Consider the following 20,030-nt stretch of genomic DNA (forward strand, 5'->3'; position numbering starts at 1 on the left):
TGTCGTCGTCCTCCCGCTCAGCCCGGCAGCGGGGTGTCCGCCCGGCGCAGCACCGACCAACCGGCGTCGCGGGCGCGGGCGGCGGCCAGCAGCCCGGCCACGCACGGGCCGTTGGTGACCTCACCGGCCAGCACCATGCCGACCGCCTCGTCCAGGTCGATCCGGACGATCTGCAGGTCGGCCTCCTCGTCGTGCCGGTCGTGCCGCTGCTCCGCCGGCACCTCGCCGAGGTCCCGGGCCAGGAAGACCCGGACCAGCTCGTCGGTGAACCCGGGTGAGCTGTGCACGTCGACCAGCACGTCGAGCCGACCGGCGGTCAGGTCGACCTCCTCGGCCAGCTCCCGCGCCGCGGTCACCGCCGGGTCCTCGCCGGTGACGTCGGTCAGCCCGGCCGGCAGCTCCCAGAGGCGCCGGCCGACCGGCTGGCGGTACTGCCGGATCAGCACCACCTGGCCGGCGTCGTCCAGCGCCACCACGGCCACCGCACCGACGTGCCGGACCAGGTCACGCGGGGCCGTCCCGCCGCCGGGCATGCTCACCTGCTCGGTGACCACGTCGAAGATCCGACCGCGGTACTGCACCTCGCGGGAGAGCACCTCGTAGCGGTGCTCGACCGCCCTGCCGGCGTCGCTCACGACGCCGAGGGGACGGTCGTGGCGGTGCCGTTGCGCGCGGCCCGCTCGGCACCGTCCAGGTCGACCGGAAGCTGGTCGGCCTGCGAGTACGCCACCGCCGCCTGGACGAACGCGGCGAACAGCGGGTGCGGTCGGGTGGGGCGGCTCTTCAGCTCCGGGTGGGCCTGGGTGGCCACGAAGAACGGGTGCAGCTCGCGGTCCAGCTCGACGAACTCGACCAGCCGCCCGTCCGGCGAGGTACCCGAGATCCGCAGCCCGGCCTTGGCGAGCTGGTCGCGGTAGGCGTTGTTCACCTCGTACCGGTGCCGGTGCCGTTCGCTGGCCTCGGTGCTGCCGTACGCCTCGGCGACGATCGACCCCTCGGCGAGCGCCGCCGGGTACGCGCCGAGCCGCATGGTGCCGCCCAGGTCGCCCTTGCCGGCCACGATGTCCTCCTGGTCGGCCATGGTGGCGATGACCGGGTGCACAGCCTCGGCGTCGAACTCCACGGAGTTGGCGCCGTCCAGCCCGGCCAGGTGCCGGGCCACCTCGATGGTCATGCACTGCAGGCCGAGGCAGAGCCCGAGCAGCGGGATGCCGTTCTCCCGCGCGTACCGGGCGGTGCCGATCTTGCCCTCGATGCCCCGCACGCCGAACCCGCCGGGGATGACGATGCCGTCGACACCGGCCAGGGCCGCCGCCGCGCCCGCCGGGGTGACGCAGTCGTCGCTGGGCACCCAACGCACCTGCACCCGGGCCCGGTTGCCGAAGCCGGCCGCCCGGATCGCCTCGCTGACCGACAGGTACGCGTCCGGCAGGTCGACGTACTTGCCGACCAGCGCCACGGTGACCGTGCGCCGGGGCTGGTGCACCCGCTCCAGCAGGTCGTCCCAGCCCTCCCAGTCCACGTCCCGGAAGGAGAGCCCGAGGCGGCGCACCACGTACGCGTCGAGCCCCTCCCGGTGCAGGACCTTCGGGATGTCGTAGATGCTGGGCGCGTCCGGGGCGGCGATGACCGCCTCGGCGTCGACGTCGCAGTAGAGCGACAGCTTGTGCTTGAGCTTGTCCGGGATCTCCCGGTCCGAGCGGCAGACGATGGCGTCGGGCTGGATACCGATGTTGCGCAGCTGCGCCACCGAGTGCTGGGTCGGCTTGGTCTTCAGCTCCCCCGAGGGCGCCAGGTACGGCACCAGCGAGACGTGCAGATAGAAGCAGTTGTCCCGGCCCAGGTCGTGACGGACCTGCCGGATCGCCTCCAGGAACGGCAGCGACTCGATGTCGCCGACCGTGCCGCCCACCTCGGTGATCACCACGTCCGGCGTACGGCCGTCGTCGTCCGGATCGGCCATCGCCAGGATCCGCGACTTGATCTCGTTGGTGATGTGCGGGATCACCTGGACGGTGTCGCCCAGGTACTCCCCGCGCCGTTCCTTGGCGATCACCTCCGAGTAGATCTGGCCGGTGGTGACGTTCGCCTTGCCGGACAGCGCCCGGTCCAGGAAACGCTCGTAGTGACCGACGTCCAGGTCGGTCTCGGCGCCGTCCTCGGTCACGAACACCTCGCCGTGCTGGAACGGGTTCATGGTGCCGGGGTCCACGTTGAGGTACGGGTCGAGCTTCTGCATCACCACACGAAGTCCCCGCGCGGTGAGCAGATTGCCGAGGCTGGAGGCGGTGAGCCCCTTACCCAGCGAGGAGGCGACTCCCCCGGTGACGAAAATGTGCCTGGTCGTCCGTGCTGAAGGGGCCAAGGCCTGCTCCCGTGTCGTCCGTCGCGGTCGTGCAGACCGCCGAGCCAATCAGCGAAGTGATCACGCGATCCACGGGATTCCACGGTAACACCTCGCCTGAGGCACTCCCGGGCCGCACCCGAGGTACCACTCCCGGGGTCACCCGGTCGCGACCTCGGCCGACGACCGTACCGCCCGGCCACGCCCGCGTTCACCCTCGGTACCGGCCCCGGCGGCGTCCTCGACCGGCGCACCGGCGCACGCCGTGTCCTCGGCACCCGGGGTGGCCGCGTCGCCCGCCCGGGTGTCGGACCGGATGGTGTCCGACGGCCGGTCGGTGCCGGGCCGGGTGCGGTCCGCCGAGTGGTCGAGCACCCGCAACGCCGACAGCGCCGCCATCGGCACCACCACGGCCGCCGCCGCTCCCGCCACGTCCAGCGCCGCCGCGCTCAGCACCCCACCGATGCCGACGGCCACACCGGTGCCCGCCATCGCCGCCCGGATTGCCGGATAGATGCCGAACAGCCGCATCAGCCCGCCCCACGGCTGGAGCAGGGCGAACCACACCAGCAACGCACCGGCCAACGCCAGCACGGTCAACGGGCTGTTCATCAGGGTGTCGATGTTCGAGGCGCTGGACCGTTGCACGGTCAACCCACCGGTGCCGTCGCCCAGTGCCGCGAGGAACCGGCCCAGGCTGCCGCGATCGGCCGGTGGGCGGCCGAGGTCCACGACCGCGAACCCGACCATCACCGCCAGTCCGGCCATGGTCGCCCACGCCAACCGGGTCAACGTCAGCCACCCGCCCGCGCTGATCGCCGCCGCGACGCTCACCCCGGCGGTCACCGCGATCGCGCCGATCGAGTCGGCACCCAGGTACGCACTGCCGACCACCACCACGGCGGCACCGCCCACCAGCACCATCACCATCGGTCGCCACGTCCGGTGCACCTGCTGGGCGAGCCAGCCGCCGGTCAGCAGCGCGCCGGCCACGAAGACGCCGAGCCCCACGGTGCCGAGCCCGGCATACCGGCCGCCCTCCAACGCGGAGTACCCGATCACACCGTTGAGCTGGAGACGGGCCCCGGTGACCACGTCCAGGCCGACGGCCAACGTGGTGAGACCGGCCACCGCGCCGAGCGGTCCCAACGTGGTGCCGTATCCCGGCGTCAACCGCACCAGCAACGTCGCGGCGGCCAGCAGCACCATGGTCAGCCCGGCGAAGGAAGCGGCCGGGTGGACGTTGCGCCACCACGGCACGGCCTCGGCGAGCAGGGCCGCCGGGATGGCCAGCGCCGCCGCCACCAGCAGCAGCTCCACCACCGCCACCACCCGCCGGGACACCGGCTTCGGCCCGTACGGGCCGGCGTGCCGGCGGGCGCGGCGCAGCAGCGGCAACACCGCCAGGGCCAGCGCCACCTGCACGGCGGCCAGCACCGTGAAGAATCCGCCCGCCACCTGCCGCTGCGCGGCGGCCTCCCGGTCCGCGTCGGCGGGCTCGGCGATCGCGGCGGCCAGGTCGGCCGGACGCCCACCGACCGACTCGGCGGGCCGGCCGAGGAACGGCCGGTCCGGCATCGGACGACCCAGCGCCGCCAGCGCGGTCGGCGCGAGGTCGATCAGTTGCAGGTAGCCCTGCCGACCGGTGCTGGGCGAGGTCAGCCAGCCCTCCTCCCAGCCGGGGCCGTCGGCGACGGCCACGTGCAGCCGGGACGGCCGCTCGGTGTCGGAGACCCCGGCGACGATCACCAGGGACCGCGGCGGCCGACCCGCCAGCACCCGGGCCAGCTGGGCGTCGGCCGCTTGCGCCGACGCCGACCGCGACGCCTCGTCCTCACCCTCGACGGTGCCGGCGTCGACGATGCTCAGCACGCAGGATCCGAGCAGCTCGGCCGGATCCTCCGGCAGCGTCGGCGCGTACCGGTCGACCCGACCGAACGGCCGTGCGGCGGCCACCGCCGCACCCGGGCCGACCGCCACCGAGCAGCGCACCGACTCCGACAGCGCGCCGGGCACCGTGCCCCACGGCAGCCGCTCCTGGTTGCGCAGCACGACGCTCTCCTGCTGCGGCAGGTTCGCGCCGATGCCGTCGGGCTGCTCCACCGTCACGTCGGCGGGCGGACACTGCCCGTCGGTCGGGCTGCCGGCCCAGGCGGCGAAGCCCCCCGCGCCGAGCGTGAGCCAGCCGTCCACCGGGCAGGTGGGTCGGTACACCGACCGCACCGACAACGAACCGATCGAGCCCTCCTGCGCCATCCGCCACAACGTCGGCGTACGCTGCGCGTCCACGTCCTCCCACCGCAGCCCGGCCACCCCGACCAGCACCACGTAGTCGGCGCTCTGCCGGGGCGGCGGGCTCTCCGGACGGGCCGCCAGCACGGTGACGCCGAGCGCCACCACGACCAGGGTCAACAGGATCGGTACGATTCGGCGCAACATCACCGGCGTCCCGTCGACGGCGTGTCGGCACCGGGCGTCGGCCCGGCCCGGCCCGAGGTCAACTCGGCGTAGAGCGCGACCAGCTGGGCCACGGTCTGCGCCTCGGTGGGCCAGGTCGCGGCCCGCGCGACACCCTGACGGCCCAGCTCGGCGCGGCGCGGCGCGTCGTCGAGCAGGTCACCGACCGCCGCGTCGACCGCGTCGACGTCGCCCGGCGGCACCAGCACCGCGGCGTCCCCCACCAGGTCCGGCAGGCCACCCACCTCGGTCGCCACCAGCGGTACGCCGACCCGCAGCGCCTCCTGCGCGAACAGTTGTCGGGCCTCCCAGTCGCTGGTCACCACCGCCAGGTCCGCCCCGGCCAGCAGATCGGCCACGTCGGTGCGGTGCCCGAGCAGGGTCACCGGCGCCCGCGCGGCACTGATCCGGGCAGCCAACGGCAGGTACGCCGGACCGCTCCCGGCGATCACCACGGCCGGCGGCGGCACCCGTTCCCGCCACCGGGCGGCGGCGTCCACCAGCACGTCGTACCGCTTCTGCGGGTGCAGCCGACCGACCGAGAGGATCAACGGCTGGTCGGCGGCCACCCCGAACTCGGCCCGTACGGCGGCCCGGCCCCGGCGCGGCGCGGGCAGCTCGGGAGCGGCCACCGGGGCGAGCCGGGCATCCCCGGCCCCGAGCCCGACGGCCCGGGCCACCAGGTCGGCGGAGGCCCCCAGCGTCACCCGGGCGCCCCGGGCCACCATCTTCTCGGCCCACCGGGACAGGCTGCCCCGCAGCCCACCGGCGAGCACCGCGTTGTGCCAGGTGACCACCAGCGGGGCGGCCGGTCGGGCGAGCACCGCGACCAAGCCGGCGCGCAGCCCGTGCGCGTGCACCACACCCACCTGTTCACCGGCCAGCACCCGGCGCAGCGTGGTGATCGCACGGACGTCACCCGGCGTCGGGCTGGCCGGGATCTCCACCGGCGCGAACCGTGCCCCGGTCGCCACGAAGTCGAACTGGTCCTGGGTCGCCGCCGGCCCGCAGACCAGCACCGACTCACCGGCCGCCGTCAACCCACGGGCCACCGCCCGGACATGCTGCCCGACACCACCGGTGCTGGAGGCCAGCAACAACACCACCGTGCCCCACCGGGCATCCGCACCCCTCGCGCTCACCGGTCACGCCCTCCGTTCGCGACTGCGCGGCTCGCAAGCTCACTCCTCGCGCTCACCGGTCACGCCCTCCGTTCGCGACTGCGGGGCTCGCAAGCTCACTCCTCGCGCTCACCGAGCCGACCTTCCGTTCGCGACTGCGGGGCTCGCAAGCTCACTCCTCGCGCTCACCCGGATCGACCCTCCGTTTCGGCGCTTGCCTTCCCGTCCCCTCGACCGCCTCCGCTCCGGGTCCGGCGTAGGCGTCGACGCAACCCGGTCAGCAGTGGCCGCACGTCCCGCCGGTCGACCAACCAGACCACGCCGAGGAAGACGACGACGACCAGGACTCCGGACAGCATGCCCTGCACGAGCGCCGCCGACCGCGTCGGGGTCCCGCCCCACCAACCGAGCAGCAGCAGCGCCGCGAGGGCCGCGCTCGCACCCGCCAGCACCCCGGCGGCACCGGCCCGCACGGCACCGGCCAGCGCCGCCGGACCGGCCGCGCGCCGGACCGCCAGCAGCAGCAGCCCGCCGAGCAGCAGCATGCCCGCCGAGTTGGCCAGCGCGACGGCGAGCACCCGGTCGGCCGTGGGGAGCAGCGCCGCCATCGGCAGCGTACCGAGCGTGACCGCCAGCCATCCGGCACTGATGGCGAGCGTGGCCTCCCGGGTCGCGCCCCGGGCGTACAGGGCGCGGGAGAGGACCGCGAACAGCCCGTACCCGAGCAGCCCCGGGGCGAAGCCGGCGACGGCCGTGGCGGTGGCGGAGGCGTCCAGCGGGAAGAACCGGCCGATCGGACCGGCCACCCCGACCAGCGCCGCCGCGCCGAGGCAACTGGACAGCAGCACCGCGCGCACCGTGCCGGACAGGGTGTCCCGGTAGCCGGCCTCGTCGCCGCCGGCCGCCGTCTCGGCCAACGCCGGGTACGCGGCCGTGGCCAGCGGCACCGCCAGCACCGCCCAGGGCAGCAGATAGAACGTCTGGGCCAGGTTGAACACCTGCGGGGCCTCGGTCCGACCACCGGAGATCTGATAGAGGATCACCAGCGTGGCCACCTGCTGGGCGGTGACGGTGACCACACCGGCGGTGACCAGACCACCCACCCGCGCCCGCGCGTCGGCCGGGAAGCCATATCCGGGGCGCAGTCGCAGGCGGAGCCGCCGCAACGGGATCAGCAGCGACAGCGAGAGCACCACCACACCGAGCGTGGTGCCGCCGGACAGGATCAGTTCCGCGCCCCGGCCCGCCTGCGCCACGCTCGCCCCCGGACCGGCCACGGCCACGAAGACGAGGTACGCCACGATCACCGTCAGGCTGGACAGCAGCGGCGCGATCACCGGCCAGGCGAAGCGGCGGTGGGCCTGGAGCACACCGGTCAGCACGATCCCGATGCCGTAGAGCGGCACCTGCGGCGCGAAGACCCGCAGCATCCGGGCCCCGGCCGCCAGCTCCTCCGGGCTGCGGCTGTGGAAGACCGACACGATCTGCTCGGCGCCCAGGGCCACCAGCACCGCCAACGGCACCAGCAGCGTCACCGTCCAGGTCAGCAGCGCGCTCGTGGTCGCCGCCACGGCCCGCCGGTCGCCGGCCGCGACCGCACCGGCGAGCAGCGGTACGACCAGGCTGGCCAGCGCCCCGCCGGCCACGATCTCGAAGATGATGTTGGGGACGGTGTTCGCGATCACGTACATCGCGCCCAGGTCGCTGTCCTGCACCACCCAGGTGAAGACGGCGGTACGGCCGAACCCGGCCAGCCGGCTGACCACGGTGAGCACGGCGATCAGCGCGGCGGCCCCGGCCACCCGGCCGGCGCCGGCGAGGGGTGTCGGTCTGGTCACGTCAGTCGTCGCGACGGCCCAGCGCGTCGAGTTCACGCAGGCCCGGGGTGCGCGCGATGACGGCGGTGAAGCTGACCTTCTCGCTGGCCGCCGTCAGGCCGGCGAGCACCGCCAGGATCCCGGCCCGACCGATCGGGCCGGTGCGTGCGGCCAGCGCCACGCCGAGCACGGCGCCGAGCGCGTTCGCGCCGCTGTCGCCGAGCATCACGTCCTCGTCGAGGTCGGCGGGAAGCAGCCCGGCGGCGGCGCCCACCGCACCGGCGGCGATCCCACCGGTCGCGCCACCGAGCAGCGGCGCGCCGAGCAGCAGGCCCGACTTCAGCGCCCGCCCGGGTCGCAGGTCGAGCAGGTTGAGCAGGTTGGCGGTGCCGGCCACCACACCGGCGCCGAGCAGCACGTCCACGGTCCGGCCCAGCCCGCCCTGGCGTCGCCGACCACGGTGCCCGGCCACCCGGGGGTCGGCGGCGAGCAGCGCGGCGGCACCCAGACCGGCCGCGCCCACTCCGACGATCTTGACCAGGCCCGTGCTGACCCGCCCCTGCCGCAGCGCGGCGAGGTGTCCCGCGAAGCCCTTGTCCGCCTTCTGCTCCGGCCGGGCGCCGACCACGTCGTCGTAGAGCCCGACGGCACCGGCGCCGAGCCCCGCCACCAGGACCGCCGCTCCTCCCGGCACGCTGGGCGCACCACCGGCCGCCGCCCCGGAGGCGCTCACCGCCAGCGCCGGCCCGGCCGCCAGCGTCACCGTACGGCCACGGAAGTTCGTTCGCGCCAGTGTCGGACCGGCCGGGGAGGTACGGATCTCACGGAGCGCGTACCGGGCGGCAGCCGCACCGACCCCCGCCGCCAGCAGTCGACCGAGTACGCCCACGCCCCAGCTCACCTCGCTCGCTCACGCCGTCTGCGCCGCCGGTCGGCGGGCGACATCGTCGAACCGGACACCCGGGGTGTCCCGTCGACTCACTGGGGCAGTCTAGGCACCAGCTCGACGTTGTCACCCACGCCGTACTGGCCGGCCTTGCGCTCGTTGAGCTGTTGCACGACGGCCAGCGAGGTGACGAGCTGCCCCTGGACGGTGTTGGCGTTGTCGACGGTGGAGATGGTCTGCGCCAGCACCGCGTCGCCCCGGACGAAGGAGACCAGGTTGCCGCCGGTGGAGCCGTTGCCGGCGACCACGATGCCGCCGGTGCGGTCGAACTGCTCGGCGATCTTCACCACCGACTCGTCCTTCTTGGCGGAGTCCTTGTCCACGTACGGCTGGCCGCTGATCACCACGACCGCCTCGGCGGCGTCGGTGATCCGGTCCGCGGTGGTCAGGTAGTTCGCGTTGCCGTACGCGGTCACCACCGCCCGCCGGTCGGCCTCGGTGACCGGCTCGGCCCCGGCGGGCTGATCCAGCAGCACGGTGGCCAGCAGCGCGCTGGAGGTCTCCACGCCGTGCCCGTTGCCGGGCAGTCCGCTGGTCGGCGCGCTGGTGGGCCGGGCCGCGGTGACCGCCAGTTCCAGCAGGTTGTTGTTGTTCTCCGGGTTGATGAACTTGTCCTGCAGGTCGACCCGCCCGGTGATCACGGCACCCGCCAGCTCCAGCATCTTGACCACGCCCTCGGTGTGGTCCCGGCCGGTGGGCAGGCTGAGCACCAGCACCCGCTTGCCGGTCAGCTTGCCCGGCAGGATCACCTGGGCCATCTCGGCCGCGAACTCCTCCTCCAGCTCCAGCTCGCGCTGCATGTTCTGGACCGTCTGGCGCATCTGCTGGTTGTCCTTGCGCAGCGAGTTGACGGTCTCCTTGAGCGAGTCCGCGACCGGGCCGTTGAGGGCGGCTGTACCGACGACCAGGCCGATCGCCAACGCGAGGAAGACCGCGGTCAGGGACACCACGTGGTACCGGAAGTTGATCACGCTTGCAGCCTCTTGATCGGTCGGGAGCTAGAAGAGCTGGCCGAGCTGGAACACAAAATTGTCCCACCACTCGGAGACCACGCCCAAATACGCCTTGCCGACGGTGGACACCGCCACCGCCGAGGCCATCGCCGCCACCGCCGAGAGCACCAGCAGCAACAACGAGGAACCCGAGATGCTCTGCCGGTAGAGCCGGCTCACACCCTTGGCGTCGACCAGCTTGCCACCGACCTTGAGCCGGGTGAGGAACGTCGACGCCATGCCGCCGCGCCCCTTGTCCAGGAACTCGACCAGGGTGGCGTGGGTGCCCACCGCGACGATCAGCGAGGCGCCCTTCTCGTCGGCCAGCAGCATCGCGAGGTCCTCGCTGGTGGCGGCGGCGGGGAAGGTCACCGCCGGCACCCCCAGGCCGTTGACCCGGGGCAGACCGGGAGCCCGGCCGTCCGGGTACGCGTGCACGATCACCTCGGCGCCGCAGCGCAGCACGTCGTCGGTGACCGAGTCCATGTCACCGATGATCATGTCCGGCGTGTAGCCCGCCTCGACCAGCGCGTCGGCCCCGCCGTCGACGCCGATCAGCACCGGCTTGAACTCCCGGATGTACGGGCGCAGCACGTCCAGGTCGGCCTTGTAGTCGTACCCCCGCACCACGATCAGGCAGTGCCGGCCCTGGATCTCGGTCGCGATGTCCGGTACGCCGACACCGTCGAGCAGCAGGTCACGTTCCTGCTTGAGGTAGTCCATGGTGTTGGCGGCGAACGCCTCCAACTGCACCGACAGGCCCTCGCGGGCGTCGCTCATCGCCTTGGCCACGCTCTCGGCGTCCTGCAGGCTGCCGTGCGCCAGCGGCTCGTCGCCGAGATAGACGGTGTTGCCCTCGATCCGCACGGTGTCGCCCTCGCGGATCCGCTCGAAGACGCCCTCACCGAGGTCGTCCAGGAGTGGGATGCCCGCCGCGACGAGCACCTCCGGACCGAGGTTGGGATAGCGGCCGGAGACCGACGGCTTGGCGTTGAGGACCGCGCCGACGCCCACGGCGACCAGCGAGTCGGCGGCGACCCGGTCCAGGTCGACATGGTCGATCACGGCGATGTCACCGGGGCGGAGCCGACCGACCAGGCGTTTCGTCCGGCGGTCGAGGCGGGCGGTGCCGAGGATTCGTCCCGGTTCCGCGTTCCGGGTCCGGCGCAACGTGGGTAGACGCATCGTGACCATCCTGGCATGTGAGGCAGGCGAATCTGTCGCGACATGCCTGAGCAGGGCCGCCTACCCAGGGAAGCACAGATGGGCGAAGGCCGGTGTGCCTCCGCTCACAATGACGGTTCTCACGACCGCCGTTCTCGGGCCGCGACGGCCAGCAACTCCTCCGCGTGGGCGATACCCAGATCCGAGTCCGGCAAACCCGCGAGCATCCGGGCCAGTTCCCGGGCCCGCTCGGTGTCCTCCACCACCCGCACCCCGCTGGTGGTCACCGCGCCACCGGTGTCCTTCGCCACCACCAGGTGGCGGTCGGCGAACGCGGCCACCTGCGGCAGGTGGGTCACCACCAGCACCTGGTGGCTGCGGGCCAACCGGGCCAGCCGACGGCCGATCTCCACCGCCGCCTGACCGCCGACCCCCGCGTCGACCTCGTCGAAGACCAGCGTGGGCGGACCGCCCGAACCGGCGAAGACGACCTCGATGGCGAGCATCACCCGGGACAGCTCACCGCCGGACGCGCCGCGCTGCAACGGCAACGACGGCGCACCGGGATGGGCCAGCAGCCGCAACTCGACCTCGTCGCCGCCGTCCGGCCCGACACCGACCTCCACCCCGTTGACCGGCAACGTGGGCTCGGTCCGCCCGGCCGGCCGGGGCAGCACCGCCACCTCGACGCGGGCGTGCGGCATGGCCAGCCCGGCCAACTCGACGGTCACCTGCTCGGCGAAGCGCACCGCCGCCTCCTGGCGGGACGCCGACAACCGGCCGGCCAACTCGGCCACCTCAGCGGCCAGCCGGGACGCCTCCCGGTCCAGTTCCTCAAGGACCTCGTCGGAGATGTCCAGGTCGGACAGTCGGGTCCGGGCCCGCTCCGCCCAGGCGATCACCCCGTCGACGTCGTCGGCGTACTTGCGGGTCAACGCCCGCAGCGCGGCCCGGCGCTCGTAGATGCTCTGCAGCCGGGCCGGGTCGGCGTCCAGCCCGGCGAGGTACGTCGACAGTTCCACCGACACGTCGGCGACCAGGGTCGCCGCCTCCTCCAACCGCGCCGCCAGCTCACCCAGGGCCGGATCGGTGCCGGCCTGCGCCTCCAACGTCCGCCGGGCGGTGCCGAGCAGCGCCGAGGCGTCCGTGGTGTCGTCGGTGGCCTCCAACCCGCCGGCCACGCACTGGTGGGCGACCTGCGCCGCGGTACGCAGTCCCTCGGCGTGTTCCAGCCGCTGCGCCTCGGTCTTGAGCTCGTCGTCCTCACCGGCCTGCGGATCGACCCGGGTGATCTCGTCGAGCCCGAGCCGCAGCAGATCCGCCTCCTGGTGGCGCTCCCGCGCGTTGCGCCGCCGGTCCGCCAGGTCGTCCACCACCCGACGCCACTGCGTGTACGCCTCGCGCGTCGCCTCCAGCAGCTTCTCGTGCTCCGGCCCGGCGAAGCGGTCCAGGGCGGCCCGCTGCTCGGCGGGACGCAGCAGGCGCAACTGGTCGGACTGGCCGTGTACGGCCACCACCTGTTCGCCCACCTCGCCGAGCGTCGACACCGGCATGCTCCGCCCGCCAAGATGCGCCCGCGAGCGACCCTCCACGGTGACCGTCCGGCTCAGCAGCATCGCGCCGTCGTCGTCGGGCTCGCCCCCGGCGTCCGTGATCCGGGCGTGCACCGATTCGGCGACCCGACCGCTGAGACGCAGGCGCCCCTCGACGACGGCCCGACCGGGCTGGGCACGCACCCGCCCCGCGTCGGCACGACCCCCGAAGAGCAGGCCAAGGCCGGTGACCACCATCGTCTTACCGGCACCGGTCTCGCCGGTGATGACATTCATGCCACCGGCGAGCGGCAGCGTGGTGTCCTCGATGACGCCCAGTCCGGTGATCCGTAGCTCCTCCAGCACAGCACCCGACAGTAGACGCGTGGCCCGACACTTGACCAGCCGGCGCGGCGACCCGGGTCAGCGGCGGTTGCCCCGCCAGCCGTGCACCGGCAGGTCGAACTTGGCCACCAGGCGGTCGGTGAACGACCGGTCGCGCAGCCGCACGATCCGCACCGGCAGGACACCGCGACGCACCGTGACCCGGGCGCCCGGCGGCAGGTCGTAGACCCGCCGCCCGTCGCAGGAGAGCACCGCCAGCGTGGTGAACGGGTCCACGGTGATCGAGAAGGTCGAGGTGGGCGCGGTCACCAGCGGCCGGCTGAACAGGGCGTGCGCGCTGATCGGCACCAGCAGCAGCGCCTCCACCTCGGGCCAGACCACGGGCCCGCCGCCGGAGAAGGCGTACGCCGTCGAGCCGGTCGGCGTGGCGCAGACCACCCCGTCGCACCCGTACCGCGACAGGGGGCGACCGTCCACATCGACCAGCAGCTCCAGCATCTGGGCCCGTTCGCCCTTCTCGACGCTGATCTCGTTGAGCGCCCACGACTCGATCGTCGGCCCGCCGTCGAACTCGGCGGTGACGTCCAGGGTGAGCCGCTCGTTGACGCTGTAGTTGCGGCCCACCACGTCGCGAACGGCGAGATCCAGATCGTCGATCTCCGCCTCGGCCAGGAAGCCGACCTTGCCCAGGTTGATGCCGAGCAGCGGCACCTTCGCCGGGCGGGCCAGCTCGGCGGCACGCAGGAAGGTGCCGTCACCACCGAGCGCGAAGACGATCTCGGCACCCTCGGCCGCCTCCGGCCCGGTCACCGGCACCGCACCCGGCAGATCGAGATCCTCGGCCTCCTCGGCCACCACCCGGACCTCGAAGCCGGCGGCGATCAGGTCGGCCGCGACCGTTCGCGCGTGTTCCGTGCTGCGTCGGCGACCCGTGTGGGTCACCAGCAGGGCGGTACGGGTCACCGGAAGGCCCGCCCGCCGTGGGTCGGCCGTCGCGTCGAACCACCCGGACCTACCCCCGCCGTGGCGGAGTTGCCCTCACTCACCCGGCCACCTCCTTCGTCACCTCGTCACGCGCGTCACCGGCGGCCGCCGGCGCACCGGGCCCGGCCGCCACCACGGCCCGTACCCGTTCCGGGTCGGCCGCTGGCGCGTCCCGGCGTAACCATACGAAGAACTCGACGTTGCCGCTCGGGCCGGGCAGCGGGCTGGCCGCCAGCTCCGCCAGCCCCAGTCCGAGCGTCGCGGCGGACGCGGCGACGTCGAGCACCGCCTCGGCCCGCAGCGCCGGGTCCCGCACCACGCCACCCGCACCGACCCGTTCCCGGCCCACCTCGAACTGGGGCTTGACCATCAACGCCAGGTCGCCGTCGACGGCCGTGCAGGCGGCCAAGGCCGGCAGCACCAGCCGCAGCGAGATGAACGACAGGTCGGCCACCGTCAGGTCGACCTGTCCTTCGATCGCCTCGGCGGTCAGCGTCCGGACGTTCGTCCGTTCCAGGACCCGGACCCGCTCGTCGGTCCGCAGCGACCAGGCGAGCTGTCCGTAGCCGACGTCGACCGCCACCACCTCGGCCGCGCCCGCCCGCAGCAGCACGTCGGTGAAGCCGCCGGTGGACGCCCCGGCGTCCAGGCACCGCCGGCCGGTCACGGTCATTCCACCGGGGGCGAAGGCGGCCAGCGCACCGGCCAGTTTGTGTCCGCCCCGGGAGACGTACTCGGAGGCGGGGTCGGCGCCGGTGACCACCAGCGGGTCGGCGGGGTCGACCATCGCGGCGGCCTTGCGGGCCACCACCCCCCGAAGCCGTACCCGACCGGCCTCCACCAGGTCGGCGGCCTGCTCCCGGGAGCGGGCCAGGCCACGACGGACGAGTTCGGCGTCCAACCGGTTACGACGTGCCATGGGCGGAGGGTCTCCTCAGGCCTGGTCGATGGTGGCGAGCGTTTCCCGCAACGTCTGGTACGCGGCCTCGTACTGCGCGATCTGGTCGGCCGGCGCGAGGTTCGCGGCGTTCGCCATCGCCTGCACGGCGGCGTCCACCGCCGGGTGTCCCCCGTCGTCGGCGCCGTCCTCGCTCCACGACTGCGGCGGTGGACCCGGGCGCGGCCCCGGTGGTGGCCCGGGCCGTGGCGACACGCTCACCGCCGCGCTCCGGCCCGCGTCGCAGCACCCGATCCGACCTCTCGCCGCCCCACGGCCGACCGCGTCGGCCCGGGGCGCCGCGAGCGACGGCCGGTCACGGCGTGGTGTCCGGGCGGCTGGCGGGTCGGGCCGGGGCGTCACCGTCGGCGGGACGTGCCACCGAACCCGGCGTCTTCTTCGCCACCGCCTTCTTCGCGACCTTCGCCACGGCCTTCTTCGCCGCCGGCTGATCCTCCGGCGGCGGCACGGCACCCGCCTTCTTCGCGACCGCCTTCTTCGCCACTGCCTTCTTGGCGACCGGGTTCTTCGCCGCCGCGTGCCCGGTCGGCGGGGCCGCCACTGCGGTCTCGGCGGCCTCGGCCGCCAGGTCGGCGGGCGTGCCGACCTCCGGACCTCCGGAGACCGGCGACGGTACGGCGGTGGTGTCGGCCGCCGCGCGCAGCCGGCGTTCCAGCTCGCGTACCCGCCGCTCCAACTCCTCGACCTCGTCGGCGGTGGCCAGCCCCACGGCGCCGAGCGCGCGTTCGACCTCGAACCGCACCAGCTTGGTCAGCGCCTCCCGGTTCTCCGCGCCGGTCGAGCGCAGTTCCTCGGCCAACGTCTGGAGCTGTGCGGCGGTCGCGCCGGTCGAACCGGCCAACCGGCGTACCGCGTCCTGCGCCTTCTTCCGGGGCGCCTCCGTCAGGCCCATGGCCAGTTCGAGGTAGGCGCGCCACGCGTCCTGCATGCCTGAGTCCTTTCACCCGCGGTTCCGGCAGGTGTCACGCTACCGGGCCGCGGTCGGGGTCCCGTGCGGTACGGTGCCCGGAGTACGACGTGGTGTGAGGCGAGGAGGCGACGGTGGCCACCGTGGACGAGTGTCGGCAGGCGTTGCAGGATCTGGCCGCGCGGCTGGACCGCAACGCGGAGACCGTCCGCGAGCACGTCGACCTGGACCGCACCCTGGCCTGCCGGATCAGCGACCTGGAGACCGCCTTCCACGGTCGACTCACCGGTGGACGGTTGCTCGGGCTGACCGACGGCGACGATCCCAAGGCGAAGATCGCCATGACCACCACCAGCGACGACCTGATCGCCCTGGTCCGTGGTGACCTCGACGTGACCCGCGCGGTGGCCAGCCGACGCGTCTCGATCAAGGCCAACCCGTTCGACCTGATGAAACTGCGCAAGTTGCTCTGAGTGCCGGCACGCTCACCGCACCGGACAGGAGCGGTGGCACTTCTCGGCACGCGTGGCTCAGCCGGTCAGGCCGAGTGCCTCCAGCGCCGTCGCCGCCTCCGGCGAACCCGGGCGCGGCACACCCTCCGACCGACGCTCCCACGCCACGGCGCAGAGCGCCGCGAGCGCGTCCAGCGGTCGACCCGCGCCGGTCAGCTCCCAGCCGTCCGGCCCGGTCGTGACGCGCCAACCACCGTGCTCCGCATCGGCCGCCGGTACCCGCACCATCGCGGTCGGCTCGAAGAGCCCCGCCAGGTCCCAGGCCACCGCCGTGGGCCGGCGGTCCGGCGGCGCGGCGAGCAACTCGGGTACGTCACTGACGCCGGTGAGCACCAACAGGCTGTCCAGTCCCGCCCGGTTGGCACCCTCGATGTCGGTGTCCAGTCGGTCACCGACCACCAGGGACCGGCCCTCGCCCGCCCGTCGCGCGGCGGTGGCGAACAGTTCCGGCGACGGTTTGCCCACCACCTCGTCGGGCTGCCGGTTCAGCGCGGTCGCCAGCGCGGCGACCAACGAACCGTTGCCCGGCAGCGGGCCCCGCCCGCTGGGCAGCGTCCGGTCCGTGTTGGTGGCGATCCACGCGGCCCCGCCGCGTACCGCCACCGCTGCCTCGGCCAGGTCGGCCCAGCCGACCTGCGGGCCGTACCCCTGGATCACCGCGACCGGCGACTCGTCGGCACCGGAGACCGGCGTCAGACCCGCCTCGCGGATCTCCGCCCGCAGCGCCTCGGCACCCACCACCAGCACCGGGGCGCCGGCCGGCAGCCGCTCCCCCAACAGCTGAGCGGCGGCGGCCGCGCTGGTCAGCACCTCGTCCGGCCGCGCCGGTACGCCCATCCCGGTGAGCAGGTCGGCCACGTCGGCCGGCCGGCGCGAGGCGTTGTTCGTCGCGTACGCCACCGCCCGACCCTCGCCGTGCAGCCGGGCGACCGCCTCGACCGCGCCGGGGATCGGCCGGTCGATCAGATAGATCACCCCGTCCAGGTCGAAGACGACCAGGGCGTACCCGTCGACCAGCCGCTCCCCGTCACCGCTCATCGCCGCTCGGTCTCCGAATCCCCGGACCGCTCGCCGTCCGCCGGGGACGACTCGCCGACACCGCTCGCCGCCGAAACCTCGGACGCCGTCGCGGCACCACTCGTCGCCGCAGCGTCGGACGCCGTCACGGCATCCGCCTGGACGACCTCGTCACCGCGAGACTCCGCCTCGACGGCCACGACCCGGTCGTCCCCGACCTCGTCCTCGTCCTCGACCGCGTCGTTCTCGACACGATCGTCGCTGACCGCGTCGACGTCGTCGGTGTGCTCGTCCTCGACCGCGGCAACGTCGTCGCCGACCGCGTCCTCGGCCGTGTCGGCGTCGTCAGGGTGCTCGTCCTCGGTCAGCTCGCTGTCCGGCCGGGCCGGTACCGCACCCGGAGCGCCGGGGCCCGCGACCAGTTCCTCGGTGGCCTCGTCCTCGTCGTCGCCCTCGATGACCACGCCGTCGAGTTCGAGCAGCCGCTCCGCCGCGTCGGTCTCCGACTCGGCGTCGACCTCGGCCGCACGGGAGAACCACTCCCGGGCCTCGGCCCGGCGGTCCACCGCGAGCAGCGCGTCCGCGTACGCGTACCGCAGCCGGGCCGTCCACGGCTGGGCCGTGTCGGTGGTCAGCTCTGGCACCTGGAGCATGGCCACGGCCGCGTCCCGCTGACCCAGGTCGCCTCGCGCACCGGCGGCCACGATCAGCAGCTCGATGGCGACGGCGGCCTCCAGCTTCTCCTGCTCGGCTCCACGGAACAGGTCGATGGCCCGCTCGGGCCGACCCAGCGCCCGCTCACAGTCCGCGAGGACCGCGACGTGACTCTGCACACCGCTCATCCGGTGGTACGTCCGCAGTTCCGCGATCGCCGTCTGCCACTCGCCCGCGTGGTACGCGGCCAGACCGACCGCCTCACGCACGGCGGCGATCCGGGACGCCAGCCGACGGGCGGCCATCGCGTGGGCCAGCGCCTCGGCGGGGTCCTCGTCGATCAGCTGCCCGGTCGCCACGAGGTGCCGGGCCACGCTGTCCGCGACCCCCTTCGACAGCGACAGCAGCTCGGCGCGTACGTCCTTGTCGAGATCGGTCGCGACGATCTCGTCCGGCAGCACCGGGGCCGGCGTACGCCCACCCTCGGCCTGGTCCGACCCGTCACGTCGGTCCCGGTCGTCGCGGAAGCCACCGTCCCGACGCTCACCGTCCCGGAAGCCCGAGCCGCTCGACGCGCGGTCGCGGAAGCCACCCTCACGACGGTCACCGCCCCGGAAACCACCTTCCGAGCGCTCACCGCCCCGGAAGCCGCCTTCACGACGCTCACCGCCACGGAAGCCGCCGTCCCGACGGTCGCCGTCCCGACGGTCCGGCCGGAAGCCACCCTCGCGGCGATCGTTGCCCCGGAAACCGCCCTCACGACGGTCACCGTCGCGTGCGCTGCCTTCCCGGCGGGCACCGCCGAAGCCGCCCTCGGTACGCCGGTAGCCACCGCCGTCGCCCTGACGGCGGTCGTCGCTACCCCGGCGAGAGCCTTCGTCCCGTCGATCCGGCCGGTACCCGCCCTCACGACGGTCACCCGAGCCGAAGTCACGTGCGGGACCGCGCGAGGCACCGTCCCGGTCCCGCGAACCGCCGTCCCGGAAACCACCCTCGCGACGCTCACCACGGGAACCGCCCTCGCGACGGTCACCATCGCGACGGTCGCTGCGGAAACCACCCCGGTCCTGGGAGCCCCTGCTGAAACCGCCCTCACGACGCTCACCGTCGCGGCGGTCGCTGCCACGGAAACCGCCGTCGCGGCGGTCGCCACCACGGAAACCGCCCTCGCGACTGTCGCTGCCACGGAAACCGCCCTCACGACGGTCACCACCATCGCGACGCTCCGGCCGGAAACCGCCCTCACGACGGTCGCCACCACGGAAGCCACTCTCGCGACTGTCGCTGCCACGGAAACCGCCCTCACGACGGTCACCACCGTCACGACGCTCCGGCCGGAAGCCGCCTTCACGACGGTCACCGCCCCGGAAGCCGCCTTCACGACGGTCACCGCCCCGGAAACCGCCCTCACGACGGTCACCGCCCCGGAAACCGCCCTCACGACGCTCGCCGCCCCGGAAACCGCCCTCACGACGGTCGCCACCACCGTCACGACGGTCGGGGCGGAAGCCGCTGTCCCGACTGTCGCCGTCCCGGCGGTCGCTGCGGAAACCACCCTCACGACGGTCACCACCATCGCGACGCTCCGGCCGGAAGCCACCCTCGCGACGGTCGCCACCACGGAAACCACCCTCGCGACGGTCACCGCCCCGAAAGCCACCGGTAGGCCGGTCGCCTCGGGCGCCGGTGCCGCGCTGGTCGTTGTCGCGGCGGAAACCCGGTCGGTCATCGCCCTGGCGACGCTCGCCGAAACCGCCCTCACGCCGCTCACCACGGAAGCCGCCGGTGCCGCGATCGCCGCGGGAGCCTTCCCGGTCGCCACCGGAGCCACGTCGGTCGCCACCGAAGCCGCCGCCGGTGCCCCGGTCGCTACCTCGGTAGCCGCCCTCACGACGGTCGCCGTCCCGACGGAAGCCACCGGACCGGGAACGGTCAGCACCGTAACCGCCGGCGCCACGTCCACCGTCGCGGGAGTCACGCTCCCGACCGCGATCGTCGCGGTACGACGGACGGTCGCCACGGCGGTTGTCGCCATCGCGGTCGCCGGGCCGTCCCTCGTAGCCCCGGGGACGGTCGTCGCCCTGAGGTCCAGAACTCACTGGTACATCCTTCCTGAATACGTCGTTCCACGACGCAACGCAGTCGAGGGCCGTCCCGATTTCGGGCGGCCCTCGACTGTAACGTGTGTCCGGCGGTGTCCTACTCTCCCACACCCTCCCGGGTGCAGTACCATCGGCGCTGGAGGGCTTAGCTTCCGGGTTCGGAATGTAACCGGGCGTT

17 protein-coding genes and 1 rRNA gene are annotated in these 20,030 nt (G+C 73.8%); 1 reads left to right on the forward strand and 17 read right to left on the reverse strand.

Features of this window, described 5'->3' with window-relative positions:
• Positions 1 to 17: 17 nt before the first annotated feature.
• From ABZ738_RS32005 to ABZ738_RS32065, 13 genes are all read right to left on the reverse strand, one after another.
• A complete protein-coding gene (locus tag ABZ738_RS32005) occupies positions 18 to 635 on the reverse strand; it encodes an NUDIX hydrolase (protein ID WP_131055549.1) in 618 nt (205 codons plus the stop codon).
• Positions 632 to 2,365 carry a CTP synthase gene (locus tag ABZ738_RS32010; RefSeq protein ID WP_131055551.1) on the reverse strand — a complete coding sequence of 578 codons (1,734 nt, stop codon included), beginning with the start codon at positions 2,363 to 2,365 and terminating at the stop codon, positions 632 to 634. The genes ABZ738_RS32005 and ABZ738_RS32010 overlap by 4 nt, the downstream gene beginning before the upstream one ends.
• 138 nt (positions 2,366 to 2,503) lie before the next feature.
• Positions 2,504 to 4,783: a hypothetical protein gene (locus ABZ738_RS32015; RefSeq protein ID WP_357219564.1), complete on the reverse strand. Its 2,280-nt coding sequence runs from the start codon at positions 4,781 to 4,783 to the stop codon at positions 2,504 to 2,506.
• Positions 4,783 to 5,943, reverse strand: a complete 1,161-nt coding sequence (locus tag ABZ738_RS32020) for a glycosyltransferase family 4 protein (protein WP_357219567.1) — start codon at positions 5,941 to 5,943, stop codon at positions 4,783 to 4,785. Before ABZ738_RS32020 ends, ABZ738_RS32015 begins: the two co-directional genes overlap by 1 nt.
• A gap of 164 nt (positions 5,944 to 6,107) precedes the next feature.
• Positions 6,108 to 7,760, reverse strand: coding sequence for a lipid II flippase MurJ (locus tag ABZ738_RS32025; protein ID WP_176093333.1), 1,653 nt, complete (start codon positions 7,758 to 7,760; stop codon positions 6,108 to 6,110).
• Between the two features lies 1 nt (position 7,761).
• Positions 7,762 to 8,628, reverse strand: coding sequence for a hypothetical protein (locus ABZ738_RS32030; RefSeq protein ID WP_131054658.1), 867 nt, complete (start codon positions 8,626 to 8,628; stop codon positions 7,762 to 7,764).
• 89 nt (positions 8,629 to 8,717) lie between these two features.
• Positions 8,718 to 9,656 carry a copper transporter gene (locus ABZ738_RS32035; protein ID WP_131054655.1) on the reverse strand — a complete coding sequence of 313 codons (939 nt, stop codon included), beginning with the start codon at positions 9,654 to 9,656 and terminating at the stop codon, positions 8,718 to 8,720.
• 27 nt (positions 9,657 to 9,683) lie between these two features.
• Positions 9,684 to 10,862: a putative cytokinetic ring protein SteA gene (gene steA / locus ABZ738_RS32040; protein ID WP_131054654.1), complete on the reverse strand. Its 1,179-nt coding sequence runs from the start codon at positions 10,860 to 10,862 to the stop codon at positions 9,684 to 9,686.
• Positions 10,863 to 10,981: 119 nt separating this feature from the next.
• Positions 10,982 to 12,739: a DNA repair protein RecN gene (gene recN, locus ABZ738_RS32045; protein WP_357219572.1), complete on the reverse strand. Its 1,758-nt coding sequence runs from the start codon at positions 12,737 to 12,739 to the stop codon at positions 10,982 to 10,984.
• A 57-nt stretch (positions 12,740 to 12,796) separates the two neighbouring features.
• The gene (locus tag ABZ738_RS32050; protein WP_131054652.1) at positions 12,797 to 13,681 is read right to left on the reverse strand and encodes an NAD kinase; all 885 of its coding nucleotides are present in this window, start codon (positions 13,679 to 13,681) and stop codon (positions 12,797 to 12,799) included.
• 79 nt (positions 13,682 to 13,760) lie between these two features.
• On the reverse strand, positions 13,761 to 14,621 hold the full coding sequence (locus ABZ738_RS32055) for a TlyA family RNA methyltransferase (protein WP_357219576.1): 861 nt from the start codon (positions 14,619 to 14,621) through the stop codon (positions 13,761 to 13,763).
• A 15-nt stretch (positions 14,622 to 14,636) separates the two neighbouring features.
• Positions 14,637 to 14,861, reverse strand: a complete 225-nt coding sequence (locus ABZ738_RS32060; protein ID WP_254876780.1) for a hypothetical protein — start codon at positions 14,859 to 14,861, stop codon at positions 14,637 to 14,639.
• A 94-nt stretch (positions 14,862 to 14,955) separates the two neighbouring features.
• Positions 14,956 to 15,588 carry a hypothetical protein gene (locus ABZ738_RS32065; RefSeq protein ID WP_357219580.1) on the reverse strand — a complete coding sequence of 211 codons (633 nt, stop codon included), beginning with the start codon at positions 15,586 to 15,588 and terminating at the stop codon, positions 14,956 to 14,958.
• 113 nt (positions 15,589 to 15,701) lie between these two features.
• Between ABZ738_RS32065 and ABZ738_RS32070 the strand changes: the two genes are divergently transcribed.
• On the forward strand, positions 15,702 to 16,040 hold the full coding sequence (locus tag ABZ738_RS32070) for an SCP2 sterol-binding domain-containing protein (RefSeq protein ID WP_131056384.1): 339 nt from the start codon (positions 15,702 to 15,704) through the stop codon (positions 16,038 to 16,040).
• A gap of 57 nt (positions 16,041 to 16,097) precedes the next feature.
• Here ABZ738_RS32070 and ABZ738_RS32075 read toward each other — a convergent pair whose 3' ends face one another.
• From ABZ738_RS32075 to rrf, 4 genes are all read right to left on the reverse strand, one after another.
• Positions 16,098 to 17,117, reverse strand: a complete 1,020-nt coding sequence (locus ABZ738_RS32075) for an HAD-IIA family hydrolase (RefSeq protein WP_176093329.1) — start codon at positions 17,115 to 17,117, stop codon at positions 16,098 to 16,100.
• Positions 17,114 to 18,124: a Replicase polyprotein 1ab gene (locus ABZ738_RS32080; RefSeq protein WP_357219596.1), complete on the reverse strand. Its 1,011-nt coding sequence runs from the start codon at positions 18,122 to 18,124 to the stop codon at positions 17,114 to 17,116. The genes ABZ738_RS32075 and ABZ738_RS32080 overlap by 4 nt, the downstream gene beginning before the upstream one ends.
• A complete protein-coding gene (locus tag ABZ738_RS32085; RefSeq protein WP_357219584.1) occupies positions 18,091 to 19,785 on the reverse strand; it encodes a hypothetical protein in 1,695 nt (564 codons plus the stop codon). The genes ABZ738_RS32080 and ABZ738_RS32085 overlap by 34 nt, the downstream gene beginning before the upstream one ends.
• 151 nt (positions 19,786 to 19,936) lie before the next feature.
• A 5S ribosomal RNA gene (gene rrf, locus ABZ738_RS32090) occupies positions 19,937 to 20,030 on the reverse strand; the annotation flags it as partial.

The sequence above is a fragment of the Micromonospora sp. NPDC047793 genome (genome assembly GCF_040642635.1).
GTDB lineage: Bacteria > Actinomycetota > Actinomycetes > Mycobacteriales > Micromonosporaceae > Micromonospora.